Raw genomic sequence first — 13,018 nt, 5'->3', positions numbered from 1 at the left:
TCAGAAAACTCCAGTTATGGATGTCTCAGTTTAAGGGAAGTCGACACTGGCATCTAAATGCTATTTTATTTGCTGTTGGATTTTGTTCTATTTGTAGTTCATTCAGCTTATAAGCCTCACCATATTGCTCAGTTTGCATATAAATATTCATAAGAATATTATTTCTTTCTTGATTGTTCTGTATTTTTAGAGCTTTAGGTAAAAACAGTCTTAATTCTTGATGAAATTTTATTTCATCTCCATTTTTTAAATGCTCACTAATTTGGTTGTATTCTTCTATGGATTTTCGATCACTGGCAGATAACTTACTTTTTTTCTCTAAATCTGATGCTAACTTATTTTCAAAATTATTTTTTTCATACCCGCAAGCAAAACCACCACTAATAACTATACTTAGTAAGCATAACTTTAATACTCTTTTTTTTAAAAGCATTTTTATATTTTCCTGGCAACAGAGCTTATGCTAAATACGTAAGATACAGACGATGGCATGGGAATTACTTGCCCAACAGCTCCATTATATTGTGCCGTATATCCTAAAGTAAGTTTTACTTTTACAACTTGTAAATCAGGCGGCTTTGTTGCGAAATTGCATAAGATATTGATTTTAATATATTTAATCTTTGGCTGAAAATAAATCAAATTTTTTAAAATTATATGGTTACAAAATATTTATGCACAAAGCCTATCAGATTTAAAGAGATGTAGCTCTTAATTCACATGTGGCTATATTCGTGAAAAATACAACGCTTCCACAGGCAAAAGACCTCGTTCCACTCTTTAAGAATCAGTTCGGATATACAGTTTCCTATGATATCATGCTTGCTGCATTTCATAAATCAAGCTTGGACCCATAAAAAAGAGTTTCCTCTACTACAGACAACCCTGCAAATTTGGAGCAGTGCCATCCCTTCTTATAAGCTTTCACAAATCAAATCATTTAAAGGGTTGTCAATGTCTCCTATGATATCTTCAATTTTTTGTTGCTCTGACAAAGAATTTTCAATCAATTCATTTTGGTCTTCAGAAATTTATATATTTTTTTCTGATTTCGTTTTTGAGTATTTTTTAAGAAATTTATTACTTATACACAATGAATCTAAGGCATCTATAGTCATCTTACTTTTTTTACCTAAAGACATTAGTTTCAAATCATTTTCAAAATTTATTCCTAAAGATTCATATGTGATTTGTATTGAGTGCATTTGAAAAGCTGCAAAATTAAATAATTGATCATTAGTTTCAGAAATTTGAGTTGCATCTTTATACGCAGCTTTAAAAATATATTTAGTGTAATAAAGTTGATTAAATTGAGCATATAAAGAGGCTTCACTTGCTTGTTCAAAATCTTTTTCTGTTATTTCATTTGATTTATTGGCTTGAGTACACCCAGTAGTCAAGCTTAGTGATAAAATTATAGATATTTTAATATTTTTCAATTATTAGTCCCCCATTTTTCTCATTTCAGATAATAGTCTAAGATTTCGACACATGGTTTCGTAGATTTGTTTATGATCTTCAGTTTTTTGGGAACTCACCAAATTTTTAAGTTTTTCCTTATGACCTGCCTGACACATGGCAATATAGTTCCAATAGTGGCATTTTTTATTATATCATCTTAGGCTAAGCATAAACCATATTATGTTAATTTCAGGAAAACTAGCTAATTTCACCTATTGGTTCTTTATTATAAATTCTTTTTGTTTTTTTACTTTTTTAAAGTAACTTAAAGAATTATATAGTTCTAAACACTGAATAAGATAGGAAGGTTTTCCCGTACTTTGATAGGTGCTGTTTTTTCCTGCCATATACTTATCTATATGGTTCTTAATATTTAAATACGCATCTTCAGTATAGTTTCCAAGCTGGAAGTACCCTCCCATTGCCAAAGATGCTTCAGCTTTTAGAGCTGTATCATCAGCTTTACTTAAGCAATAAGTAAAACCAAAATTTTTTAAGTTAGATTCATCTGTAGTTAAGGAGGCTATAGTATTTGTTTGAGCATAGCAATCATTTAGTAAAAATATTGACAATATAAAAAAAATGATTTTCATTATCTTAAGTTCCAAAATAGAATTTCTGTAGTTCTTACAGATGGTCGATCATGTATAAAATAACAACTGTCACCACAATCAGCACCATTCCATAAAGTAACATGCCCAGTAGCATCGTCCCAACCAGTTACTCTAAAAATAATAATTCCCTGTTTCCCTTTCAACTGAGAAGATACATCTTCATTCTTATTTGGTTTAAAAAAAGTATCAGCCTTACCAAAGTTTTTCTTAACAAATGTGATCATTTCACGAACGCGTAAAAGATATGGCTTATTGTCAGCTCCTTTTACTTTATATCCTTCTGTCGATGGTTTTATCGGCATTCCACCATAATTTAATGATCGGCTTAATCTAAGGGCACACGCATTTGCATAACCTATAGGATTCTCTACATATAAGGCATTAGCTTGTCCTCCAACCATTCCATAAACATCGCCTGCGGCCATTTTTACTGGATAGTTTTTCCATAAATCTGTAAATAGTGGTCTATTTACCTGGACTCTTGCTGTCTGACCACCGGCGCTTGCTCTTATACCTGTACCCATTATTAATATTCCGTATCAATTAACATTTTTTTGCCATGAAAAACATTTTTGAATATTCCACTACCATCACTTTCTATTTTTATAGACACAGTAAACTTTTCAAAAGTGTTAATATCTGATTCTTCTGGCTCGATAGTTAATATTACTGATTCCCCAATTAAATAGCCTGTTGTTTCAATATGTATATTTAAATCATCATAATATCTGGACTTTTCATTAAGAGTTGCTAATTCCTCTCCATAACTCCATGAAATTTTATTTATATTTTTGGGTAATTTATTTTCACCTATAAAGCTATTACTCATATCCTTATAAGAGGGACTCCCACTATCTCCAACCACATGAGATTGTTTAGGTAAAATTCTCGCACCACAACTGAGTAAATCATCAACATAAGCGACTGGTTGACCATACATAATAATATGATTATGACTTGGCTGTATTGTTGACCAGCACTTACACTGAGGACAGTAGTGACCATCTCCTGCACGTAGAAATAAATTCCCCATTTGAGATGCACGTTGCTGTGTTGCCTGAATAATTCCACCGTGAGTAGTCATGGAATTATGAATCGCAAAACCTTTAACCATGTTGAACATCCTCTTCTCGTTTTAAGAAATTTTCATTCCTGGTTTTAGCCCCATTTATAGCAAGGTGATAAAGATTTCTGGTCTATATTGGACATAAAGCTGTTCTGCTTTAATTGTCTGTTCAATATCTTCTTGAGACATTTGTTTTAATTGTCCAATGGGTAGTTCATTTAGAAAAATAGGACTGGTCATTTTTATATCCTTAAAATTATTCTAATCAAAATAACATACAAAAAGTGAGATGGCTATGGCCTATACACCTTATTCCATAAATCAACAGCTTAACAAAGTGAGTGAAGCGAGGTTAAAACATCCGGGCTTTAGCAGGGCACGACTGCTTTTCCTTTTTAGTTTTTAAAATTTTTTAAAAGCTTTTCGGCCCATTATATATAGCTGATGCACTTTTTGAGCCACAAAATGGATAAAACCCGAGTATGGCTTTAATCATCGCCATGCTAACTTATACCTCAATTTGCTTTAAATTACTCTGTAACAATCCTTTTTAACGTTCTAAGGCCCTTATTTTTATTGTACATTATTTCAGCTTTTTTACAGGATTGTTGTCTGGTTCAGCATCAATTGCCGGTTTCATTAAAAAGCCAGCAATCATGCTGGCTTTAAGGTTCAGATCAGCTTTAAATTTGATTATTGACATCATCATGGCGGGTTTCACGAATCGCCAGGAAGGCCAGCAATGACAGAATGGCTGCTGCGCTCAGATAGTACCCCACCGCCTGTAAGCCATATTTGGTTGCTAGTTCAGTGGCAATGACCGGTGCAAAGGAAGCACCGAAAATACCGGCCAGATTAAAGGCCAAGGCAGAACCGGTATAACGCACGGACACTGGAAACTGTTCAGAAAGCACTGTACCGATTGGACCATAGGTCATACCCATGATGGCAAGCCCGGTACACAGGAACAGGAATACGATCATGGTATTGCCGGACTCAAGCATGCTGGAAAAGACTAGGCCGAAGAGTGCCGCAATAATACAGACACCAATGGATGTGGTTTTACGGCCAAATTTTTCGGCAAAAATGGCAGAGAGAGGAATAAAACCTGCAAAGCACAGGGTTGCCACCAGCTGAAGTTCCAGAAATTCAGTACGTGAATAGCCAAGTTGATTGGTTGCCCAGTTCAGTGAAAATACCGTGGTCAGATAAAAGACCACAAAGGTACAGATGGCAGCAATGGTACCCAGTGCCAGGGTCCGGAAATGCTGAGTTACTACGGTTTTTACAGGGATTCTGACTTCTTTCTGCTGGTTTAGAACCTTCTGGAATGCCGGTGTTTCATGCAGTTTCAGACGAATCCATAAACCAACAATGACCAGCAGGGCACTGGCAATAAATGGGATGCGCCAGCCCCATTGCAGAAAGTCCTGTTCAGACATGAATGCACCCAGGGTCAGGAATGAGCCGGTGGCCAGAATAAAGCCAATCGGCGCGCCCAACTGGGGAAACATGCCGTACCAGGCGCGTTTCCCCTCGGGTGCATTTTCAGTGGCCAGCAGTACGGCACCACTCCATTCACCGCCCAGCCCGAGTCCCTGTCCAAGACGGCACAGTGCAAGCAGTAAAGGTGCAACAATACCAATTTGTGCATAAGTGGGAAGCAAACCAATACATACGGTGGAAACTCCCATGGTCAGTAAGGCGGCAACCAGCGTGGCTTTACGGCCAATCCGGTCACCCAGATGGCCGAACAGCGCGGCACCAATGGGGCGGGCAATGAATGCGATGGCAAATGTCGCCAATGACTGGATGGTTGCAGTCATTGGGTCTGTACCTACCGGGAAAAACAGGTGCGGGAAGATAATGACAGCAGCTGTTGCATAAATATAAAAATCAAAAAATTCGATGGTTGTGCCGACGAGACTTGCGAAAAGTACCCGGGCCTTGGAGTTTTTTATAATTTCAGTCGTGGTGGTATCGGATAAAATCGTCATGGTAGACCTTACACTTTGAAAAAGTAAAATGATTTCTAAGGACCCATCTTTTTAAATAAAGATGTGATTTTTAAAAAAATAAGGGAATTAATCCGGATTTACCCCTTTTCAGGATGGCTGAAACTGAGAGATTTAAGGATTAAATCACATAAAGATAGATCGCCAGGAAATGTGATCCAGCACCTATCAAAACAAAAATATGCCAGATGGCATGAGTGTATCTTACTCGTTTTAAGGCATAAAACAATGCACCGATGGTATAGGCAAGTCCGCCGACGATGAGCAGCTGAATGGCTTCCGGACGTAAAAAACGTTGCATGTCATCCATGACCAGCAGTGCAAGCCATCCCATGATCAGGTAGGCAAGCAGTGAAATTTTCTGAAAACGATGAATGAACACCAGTTTGAACAATGTACCGATTGCCGCAATAACCCACAGTGCAATGAGCAGGCCATGTGCTTTTGCCGTGGGAATGGCAATCGCCAGAAAAGGGGTGTAGGTCCCGGCAATCAAATAATAAATGGCAGTATGGTCCAGTTTTTTATACCAGTTGCGTTTTGCTGGATCCACTGCAAAGTGATAAATGGCAGAGCTTGTGAACAGCATGATCATACTCAGTCCATAAATGACCAGGCCGGTGAATTGCCAGCTCGGCAGGCCATTGCCCTTTATCAGCATGAAAATTGTGCCAATCACGGCGAGGACCGCGCCACATGCATGACTATAGGCGTTAATCTGTTCTTCCAATGGATCATAGGACTGTATTGGGGCTGTTGGCATAGTTTCTGGATGATTAAAAGTACAAATGTATAGTAATGCAGTTTTACCTTTTAGGTAAGAGGCTTTAAAATCACGGCTTCATTTATTCGGATGCAGCCTATGTCTCAGCCGGTTTCGCCCTCAGTTGAGGAACAGCAATTCCTGGCGCTTGTTCAGCAAGCCATTGAAACGCAAAATTTTGAGCGGATGGTGTTCAGCCAGTTTCAGGGTGAACAGGAGCCGCCCGAAAAAGTCAGTCTGCGGATGATTCAGCTTCAGAATGAACCGGCCCTGAGCTGCCTGTACCGCTATAAAACCCGGGATGTGACCAAAAACCATCCGCTTGCAGAAGCTGAATTGCAGATTGCCGAATTACTGGCGCAGTGCCGGCAGGCCAATTTGCTGACCCGGGACCAGGACATCCAGCTGAAGAAAAATAAGAAGAAAGCCATGCTGAGTCACAGTAAGATTAAAACATCCAGTCAGGCCGCACCGATACAGCAGCATGACCGCGAGAAAAAACGCTATGTCGATCAGCACAGCCCGTTTCTGTATGATCTGGGCGTTACTGATGCCGGTCAGCAGGTCATTCCCGCAATGGCGCGTAAGTGGAAGCAGATCAATAAATTCATCGAAATTTTCTCTGGCGCATTGCAGCAGATTCCGCAGCCGGACAATGGGTTGCGTGTGGTGGATTTCGGTTCGGGGAAGGGTTATCTGACCTTTGCTTTATATGATTACCTGGCAAAACAGCATCAATTACCCTTTGTGACCGGCGTGGAGCTGAGTGAAAAAATGGTGGCGTTCTGCCAGCAAGTGGCCATGGACAATCAGTTCACGCAACTGGATTTTTTCCAGGGTGATGTCAGAACCTACCAGCCTGAGCATCTGGACGTCATGATTGCCCTGCATGCCTGTGATGTGGCGACGGATTTTGCCATTCATAGCGGTATTCGTCTGAATGCATCAATGATCATGTGCGCGCCGTGCTGTCATAAGGAATTGCGTCCACAATTAAAAAGCCCGAAGGTCTTGCAGCCAATGTTACAGTTTGGCATTCATGCCGGACAGCAGGCTGAAATGCTGACTGATACCCTGCGTGCCTTATTGCTGAAAGCCTATGGTTATGACACTCGGGTGTTTGAATTTGTGTCACTGGAACATACCAGTAAAAATAAAATGATTCTGGCCACCAGAAATCAGCATGCCGTTGTACCTGATCCTGCTGTGCTGGCGCAGATTCAGGCACTTAAGGACATGTATGGCATTCAGCGGCATTCGCTGGAACTGTTGCTGAATCATCAGTGGGACCAGCAGAATGTTGGTTTGAAATGCTGATAGTGTTTTTAAAATCAGTGGGTTTATGGGTGAGAAGATGAATCCTGTGTCTCAGTTTACAGTCCGTTCAGGCAGCTGGCCTATATTGCAGCAGGATGCACGATTTATTCGTGAACAGGTGTTTATTCAGGAACAGCAGATTGCCGCTGAGGATGAATGGGATGACCAGGACGCCGTCAGTCTGCACTTTATTGTCTGTCATGAGCAACAAGCCATTGCCACGGCAAGACTGTTGCCGAACAACAGTATTGGTCGGGTGGCTGTACTGAGTGCTTATCGTGGAAAAGGTGCAGGCATGCTGCTGATGCAGGAGATTATCCGTCATGCTGAAAATGAACAACGGGCAAATCTGATTCTGTCTGCTCAGGTGCATGCGATTCAGTTCTATGAACATTTCGGTTTTAAGGTTCAGGGCGGACAATATCTGGACTGCGGCATTCCCCATGTGGATATGGAATTAATTTTACAGTCCTGAAAAGATTTCATTGCCGGCAGAACCCAGGCACAGAACAGGGATGCCCGGGGGGATTAGTGCGTCTGTTCTGAATGCGTACCGTGTTGCATATGGCTCATGTCCTGATCAGACATCTGCATCTTATCCATTTTTTCGTCAGACATTTGCATCTGCATTGCAGCTTGCTTGTGCTGCTGTGCTTCAACCAATGCTTCCTGAGACATGACCGGGGCATTTTTAAACGCCGTCTGATGGGTGTGCTGCTGCTTTTGGCTTGGCATGTAATCAGGTTCATTGCTGACGGCAAGGTAGAAAAAACCCAGGAAAAATGCGCTCAGGATAAAAGCAATGATCAAGGCTTTCCAGCCCCACGGTGATTTTTCAGGAGAGGTCATGTCATTCATGAATGGATTCCAGCGGGAAAAAATCGGAGATTCGTTTTATTTATAGCACAATCTGCCCCAAAAATCAGGTCAAAACAACAGGATCTACAACGAATGGCGCTGCGGATACTGCAATATAAGGCCTGACAGAGGAACATTCATTATTCCTCTGTCAGCAGGATCAGTATTGTATGAACACAGGCCATTGGCCGATGCTCACTGGATGACTCCACCGGACTGCGCCGTGCTCTTTAGCATTTCAGGTGCTTTGAAACGTGCCCCATATTTTGCTTCCAGTCCATTGGCACGGGTCAGTGCCCTGTTTAAACCATACTGGTTCAGGAACTGTAAGGCACCGCCACTCCACGGCGCAAACCCGATACCGAAAATGGAACCGATATTGGCATCGACAACTGACTCAAGCACACCTTCTTCATAACAGCGTAGGGTATCCAGTGCCTGAACAAACAGGAAGCGATCAATCATTTCCTGCTCAGAAATATCAACTTCTTTTTTCCAGTGACGCAACCCATCCCATAAATGCTTTTTACCGCCTGCTGGATAGTCGTAGAAACCGGCACCTGCGGTTTTGCCTTTGCGGTCAAACGTGTGGATCATGGTTGCAATGACTTCATCGGCATCGGAGTGCGGTAAATCCCTGCCTTCTGCCTGGAGTGCCTTGCGTGTTTCAGCCACAACATGTTCAGACAGTGTCAGTGAGACTTCATCCTGAATGGCTAATGGCCCAACCGGCATGCCTGCTTTCAGGGCTGCCATTTCAATCCGCGCCGGATGAACTCCTTCGGCCAGCAGGCGCAGGCCTTCCTGTACAAAGGTTCCAAATACACGACTGGTGAAGAAACCACGGCTGTCGTTGACCACAATCGGGGTTTTACCAATCTGCTGCACATAGTCATAGGCTTTTGCCAGGGTCTCCGCAGAGGTATTGTGTCCCTTGATAATTTCAACCAGTGGCATTTTATCGACCGGGCTGAAAAAATGCAGACCAATAAAGTGCTGATCATTTTTACTTGCTTCGGCCAGACCGGTAATAGGCAGCGTGGAGGTGTTGGACGCCATGACGCCTCCCTCAGCCAGGAAAGCTTCTGCTTCCTGGGTCACTTTTGCTTTCAGTTGCTGGTTTTCAAACACGGCTTCAATGATCAGATCACAGCCTTTTAAGTCTTCAGCACTGGCGGTTGCTGTGATCAGGCTGAGAATCTGATTGCGTTTTTCAGCGCTCATCCGCCCTTGTGAAACTCGTTTGTCGAGCAGCTGCTGGCTGTAGGCCTTGCCTTTTTCTGCATTTTCAGCAGAGACATCCTTCAGGACAACAGGAATCCCTTTGACAGCGGTAGAGTAGGCAATCCCAGCGCCCATCATGCCAGCCCCCAGTATGCCGACACGGGTGGCCTGCCAGTGGGCAATATCTGCCGGTCGGCTTGCACCGGCTTTAATTGCATTCAGGCCATGCCAGAAGGTGCCAATCATATTTTTGGCGATCTGACCGGTGGCCAGTTGTGTGAAGTGACGTGATTCAATCCGCAATGCCGTATCAAAGTCAACCTGGGCACCTTCAACCGCCGCTGCCATAATCGCTTCCGGGGCAGGATAGCAGCCTTTGGTTTTATCACGCAGCATGGCTGGTGCAATCGCCAGCATCTGAGCAACTGCCGGTGTTTTCGGGTCGCCTCCTGGAATTTTATATCCTTTGACGTCAAAAGGCTGTTGTGAGCTGGCATTGGCTTTGACCCAGGCCGTGGCTTTATCCATCAGTTCCTGTTCAGTGTCTGCCGTGTCCTGAACCAGCTCCAGTGATCTGGCTTTATCGACATTAAATTGCTTGCCTTCCAGCAGAAAGGGAAAGGCATTCTGTAAACCCAGTAACCGCACCATGCGGGCAATGCCGCCACCGCCTGGCAGCAGGCCCAGTGTGACTTCAGGCAAACCGAACCGGGTTCTGGAGTCATTCAGGGCAATACGATAATGACAGCTCAGAGCAAGTTCCCAGCCGCCACCAAGCGCGGTACCATTCAGTGCTGCAACCACAGGAACGCCCAGGGTTTCGATATAACGAAGCTCAGCCTTCAATTTTTCCACCATCTGGAAAAATTCAGTGGCATCTTCCGGACGCACCTGAATCAGCTCATCCAGATCCCCACCGGCAAAGAAAGTCTTTTTTGCTGAACGGAAAATAATACCGCTGATTCCGGTTTCCGCTTTCAGCTGTTTTACAGTCTGTTCCAGCGCTATCCGAAAGTCAGCATTCATGGTGTTTGCAGATTGGTTGGGGGAGTCCAGGGTCAGAATAACAATGCCGTCAGCATTTTTTTCAAATTGAATTGCGCTCATTGTTTTTCTCCTTATACCCGCTCAATAATGGTGGCAATACCCATACCGCCACCAACACACAGGGTGGCCAGACCACGTTTTTTACCCTGACGTTCCAGTTCATCCAGCAGGGTGCCCAGTATCATGGCGCCTGTTGCGCCCAATGGGTGCCCCAGTGCGATTGAGCCACCGTTGACATTGACTTTTTCAGCAGGAACCTGCAGCTCATTCATAAACCGCATCACCACCGAGGCAAATGCTTCATTGACTTCAAAGAGGTCAATATCATCAATGCTCAGACCTGCCTTTGCCAGTGCCTTACGGGCAGCCGGGGCCGGGCCGGTAAGCATGATGGTTGGATCTGTGCCCACCAGTGCAGTGGCCAGGACTCTGGCGCGGGGTTTCAGCCCCTGTTCCCTGACGGCTTTTTCTGAAGCCAGTAAGACCACAGCAGCACCATCGACAATGCCGGAGGAATTTCCGGCATGATGCACATGCCTGATTTTCTGTGCTTCAGGGTATTTCTGCAAGGCCACGGCATCAAAGCCCATCTGTCCCATCATTTCAAAGCTCGGGTTCAGTTTTGCCAGTTCTTCGGCTGTGGTGGACGGCCTGATGAATTCGTCTTTTGCCAGAATAGTGACACCTGCAGCGTCTTTAATGGTCACAATGGAGCGATCAAAATAGCCATTGGCCTGGGCGGCAGCTGCCTTTTGCTGGGAACTGGCGGCAAATGCATCGACATCTTCACGACTATAGCCGTCCAGTGTTGCAATCAGATCTGCACCAATACCCTGTGGGACAAAGCCCGATTTTAAGTTGGTCTCAGGATCCAGCGCCCAGGGGCCGCCATCGGAACCCATTGCAATACGTGACATGGATTCCACGCCTCCTGCCACCACCAGGTCTTCCCAGCCGGAACGGACTTTCTGTGCCGCAAGATTGACCGCTTCCAGGCCGGAGGCACAGAAACGGTTAATCTGAACACCGGCGACATCATTGTTCCAGCCTGCAGCAATGGCCGCAGTTTTTGCAATATCACCGCCCTGATCGGCAATGGGTGTAACACAGCCGAGTACAATATCGTCCACGCTGGAGGTGTCCAGCTGATGACGCTGCTGTAGCTCATTGAGCAGGGTGGTCAGTAAAGTGATGGGTTTCACTTCATACAGTGAACCCTGTTTTTTTCCTTTTCCGCGTGGGGTGCGAATGGCGTCAATGATGTATGCCTCGCTCATGGCTGTTCCTTATTGATGATTTTTAAATTGATGCGCTTAATGGAGGGATAAAAACCAATAATACTGATCTGAGTGTAGCGAGTGGATGACAGAGTGCAATGGCGGGAATGTCTTGCTGGCCTGATGTTTTTTGCCATGCTGGCAGATTTGTTACAGGATATCGGTGCTGTATGGAACCGATGAAGGCAGATGGGCTGCTGGCTGAATATACAGATAAAAAAAGCCCGGCTGGTGCCGGGCGGGGAAACCGAAAACTCAGTGATAACCGTGTAACTGACGGTACAGGCCAGGTGTTACGCCGGTCCATTTTTTGAAGGCGCGATGGAAGGTGCTGGTTTCACTGAAACCGACCTGTTGAGCAACATCTTCAAGGGTCAGGTCGGGATTCAGCAGTAAGTGAATGGCGGCATCACGGCGCAGTGCATCCTTAACCCCCTGATAACTTTTGCCTTCTGTTGCCAGTCGACGCCGCAGGGTTTGCGGTGACAGATACAGCATGGATGCAACATCATTCAGCGTTGGCATTTCCTCTCCAATCTGGCTTTTCAGAACTTCGCGGATGCGTGAGGTCAGGGAATTGGTGTTTTTGAACTTGACCAGTAACTGGGCCGGTGCGGCTTTCAGAAACTCTTCCAGTGAAGCCTCGTCCTGACGGATGGGCAAATCCAGATAATCTGCGGCAAAGGTGATTTCAGTGCGCGGCATGTCAAATTGCATGACCGGTGCGAAAAACAGGGCATCGTATTCATCGGCATGCGGTGGACGTGGATAACCAAAATGCACACGCTCCAGTGGAATTCGGCGTCCGATTAACCACGAGGCCAGACCATGCCAGATCATCAGCATACTTTCGGTAATGAAATGATCCGGATCCATACTTTTCGGGATCAGTGGAACCAGTCGTGCTTCGTGTTTATCCCGTGCAAGGGATACCGACCATTCATCCCCAAACAGCTGATAAAACTGCGAGGAAAGTTCCAGTGCCTTGCCCAGGGTTTTTGCATGAATGATCAGTTGACACATAATGGCGAAGGTCCCCAGGCGGCGTGGCTGGATATCGAATCCGGCATGTTCGTCCTGAGTGACCATCCATAACATTTTAATAAAACGGGTGTATTGTTCGGGTGAAATTCGGGCTTTGGGCTGGTACAATAATTCAGCTTCTATGCCGACATGCGAAAGCAGGGTCTCGACATCCATGCCAAGGCGTTTAGCCCCTGTGAGCGCCGCGTTGACAAAATGGATACTGATTGTATCGCGGCTCATGCTAAATCCTTCAGTCTCTTTGATATTCACTTGTATTTGACCTAAATGACGCTAAAAAATATTCAACCGGCAATTTACAAAGATGTAAATGACCTGATCCGCCATGTTAA

At 44.4% G+C, this 13,018-nt stretch carries 14 protein-coding genes; 2 read left to right on the top strand and 12 right to left on the bottom strand.

Annotated elements, in window-relative coordinates:
* Positions 1-25 precede the first annotated feature (25 nt).
* The 8 genes from ACT6PV_RS12565 to trhA all read right to left on the bottom strand — a co-directional run bounded on the left by ACT6PV_RS12565 (position 26) and on the right by trhA (position 5,919).
* Positions 26-433: a hypothetical protein gene (locus ACT6PV_RS12565; protein WP_445116663.1), complete on the bottom strand. Its 408-nt coding sequence runs from the start codon at positions 431-433 to the stop codon at positions 26-28.
* Positions 434-1,031: 598 nt separating this feature from the next.
* Complete coding sequence (locus ACT6PV_RS12560) at positions 1,032-1,439, bottom strand: hypothetical protein (protein WP_445116662.1); 408 nt, start codon at positions 1,437-1,439, stop codon at positions 1,032-1,034.
* Between the two features lie 234 nt (positions 1,440-1,673).
* The gene (locus tag ACT6PV_RS12555; RefSeq protein ID WP_445116661.1) at positions 1,674-2,054 is read right to left on the bottom strand and encodes a hypothetical protein; all 381 of its coding nucleotides are present in this window, start codon (positions 2,052-2,054) and stop codon (positions 1,674-1,676) included.
* Positions 2,054-2,599 (bottom strand): type VI secretion system amidase effector protein Tae4, encoded by a 546-nt coding sequence (locus tag ACT6PV_RS12550; RefSeq protein WP_445116660.1) that lies wholly within the window; start codon positions 2,597-2,599, stop codon positions 2,054-2,056. The genes ACT6PV_RS12555 and ACT6PV_RS12550 overlap by 1 nt, the downstream gene beginning before the upstream one ends.
* A gap of 2 nt (positions 2,600-2,601) precedes the next feature.
* A complete protein-coding gene (locus ACT6PV_RS12545; RefSeq protein ID WP_445116659.1) occupies positions 2,602-3,189 on the bottom strand; it encodes a PAAR domain-containing protein in 588 nt (195 codons plus the stop codon).
* A gap of 54 nt (positions 3,190-3,243) precedes the next feature.
* Positions 3,244-3,381 (bottom strand): hypothetical protein, encoded by a 138-nt coding sequence (locus ACT6PV_RS12540; RefSeq protein ID WP_445116658.1) that lies wholly within the window; start codon positions 3,379-3,381, stop codon positions 3,244-3,246.
* Between the two features lie 443 nt (positions 3,382-3,824).
* Entirely contained in the window at positions 3,825-5,138 is a 1,314-nt protein-coding gene (locus tag ACT6PV_RS12535) for an MFS transporter (RefSeq protein WP_445116657.1), read from the bottom strand.
* Between the two features lie 139 nt (positions 5,139-5,277).
* On the bottom strand, positions 5,278-5,919 hold the full coding sequence (trhA, locus tag ACT6PV_RS12530; protein ID WP_445116656.1) for a PAQR family membrane homeostasis protein TrhA: 642 nt from the start codon (positions 5,917-5,919) through the stop codon (positions 5,278-5,280).
* Between the two features lie 99 nt (positions 5,920-6,018).
* Here trhA and ACT6PV_RS12525 point away from each other — a divergent pair, with 99 nt between their 5' ends.
* Both ACT6PV_RS12525 and ACT6PV_RS12520 read left to right on the top strand, forming a co-directional pair.
* Positions 6,019-7,236, top strand: a complete 1,218-nt coding sequence (locus tag ACT6PV_RS12525; protein ID WP_445116655.1) for a class I SAM-dependent methyltransferase — start codon at positions 6,019-6,021, stop codon at positions 7,234-7,236.
* A 37-nt stretch (positions 7,237-7,273) separates the two neighbouring features.
* Positions 7,274-7,711 carry a GNAT family N-acetyltransferase gene (locus ACT6PV_RS12520; protein WP_445116654.1) on the top strand — a complete coding sequence of 146 codons (438 nt, stop codon included), beginning with the start codon at positions 7,274-7,276 and terminating at the stop codon, positions 7,709-7,711.
* Between the two features lie 53 nt (positions 7,712-7,764).
* Here ACT6PV_RS12520 and ACT6PV_RS12515 read toward each other — a convergent pair whose 3' ends face one another.
* From ACT6PV_RS12515 to ACT6PV_RS12500, 4 genes are all read right to left on the bottom strand, one after another.
* A complete protein-coding gene (locus ACT6PV_RS12515) occupies positions 7,765-8,094 on the bottom strand; it encodes a hypothetical protein (RefSeq protein WP_445116653.1) in 330 nt (109 codons plus the stop codon).
* Between the two features lie 195 nt (positions 8,095-8,289).
* Entirely contained in the window at positions 8,290-10,425 is a 2,136-nt protein-coding gene (locus ACT6PV_RS12510; protein WP_445116652.1) for a 3-hydroxyacyl-CoA dehydrogenase NAD-binding domain-containing protein, read from the bottom strand.
* A gap of 11 nt (positions 10,426-10,436) precedes the next feature.
* Positions 10,437-11,642, bottom strand: coding sequence for an acetyl-CoA C-acetyltransferase (locus tag ACT6PV_RS12505; protein WP_445116651.1), 1,206 nt, complete (start codon positions 11,640-11,642; stop codon positions 10,437-10,439).
* A 255-nt stretch (positions 11,643-11,897) separates the two neighbouring features.
* A complete protein-coding gene (locus tag ACT6PV_RS12500; protein ID WP_445116650.1) occupies positions 11,898-12,908 on the bottom strand; it encodes an AraC family transcriptional regulator in 1,011 nt (336 codons plus the stop codon).
* Positions 12,909-13,018 lie beyond the last annotated feature (110 nt).

This window comes from Acinetobacter sp. WZC-1, from assembly GCF_052544965.1.
This window is presented reverse-complemented; position numbering and strand designations above follow the sequence as displayed.

What these genes read in the sequence shown, in the direction of transcription:
- ACT6PV_RS12525 (WP_445116655.1), top strand. Translation starts at nt 6,019, where the DNA reads ATGTCTCAGCCGGTTTCGCCCTCAGTTGAGGAACAGCAATTCCTGGCG.
- ACT6PV_RS12510 (WP_445116652.1), bottom strand. Translation starts at nt 10,425, where the DNA reads ATGAGCGCAATTCAATTTGAAAAAAATGCTGACGGCATTGTTATTCTG.
- ACT6PV_RS12555 (WP_445116661.1), bottom strand. Translation starts at nt 2,054, where the DNA reads ATGAAAATCATTTTTTTTATATTGTCAATATTTTTACTAAATGATTGC.
- ACT6PV_RS12545 (WP_445116659.1), bottom strand. Translation starts at nt 3,189, where the DNA reads ATGGTTAAAGGTTTTGCGATTCATAATTCCATGACTACTCACGGTGGA.
- ACT6PV_RS12535 (WP_445116657.1), bottom strand. Translation starts at nt 5,138, where the DNA reads ATGACGATTTTATCCGATACCACCACGACTGAAATTATAAAAAACTCC.
- ACT6PV_RS12500 (WP_445116650.1), bottom strand. Translation starts at nt 12,908, where the DNA reads ATGAGCCGCGATACAATCAGTATCCATTTTGTCAACGCGGCGCTCACA.
- ACT6PV_RS12565 (WP_445116663.1), bottom strand. Translation starts at nt 433, where the DNA reads ATGCTTTTAAAAAAAAGAGTATTAAAGTTATGCTTACTAAGTATAGTT.
- ACT6PV_RS12520 (WP_445116654.1), top strand. Translation starts at nt 7,274, where the DNA reads ATGAATCCTGTGTCTCAGTTTACAGTCCGTTCAGGCAGCTGGCCTATA.
- ACT6PV_RS12550 (WP_445116660.1), bottom strand. Translation starts at nt 2,599, where the DNA reads ATGGGTACAGGTATAAGAGCAAGCGCCGGTGGTCAGACAGCAAGAGTC.
- ACT6PV_RS12515 (WP_445116653.1), bottom strand. Translation starts at nt 8,094, where the DNA reads ATGAATGACATGACCTCTCCTGAAAAATCACCGTGGGGCTGGAAAGCC.
- ACT6PV_RS12540 (WP_445116658.1), bottom strand. Translation starts at nt 3,381, where the DNA reads ATGACCAGTCCTATTTTTCTAAATGAACTACCCATTGGACAATTAAAA.
- trhA (WP_445116656.1), bottom strand. Translation starts at nt 5,919, where the DNA reads ATGCCAACAGCCCCAATACAGTCCTATGATCCATTGGAAGAACAGATT.
- ACT6PV_RS12505 (WP_445116651.1), bottom strand. Translation starts at nt 11,642, where the DNA reads ATGAGCGAGGCATACATCATTGACGCCATTCGCACCCCACGCGGAAAA.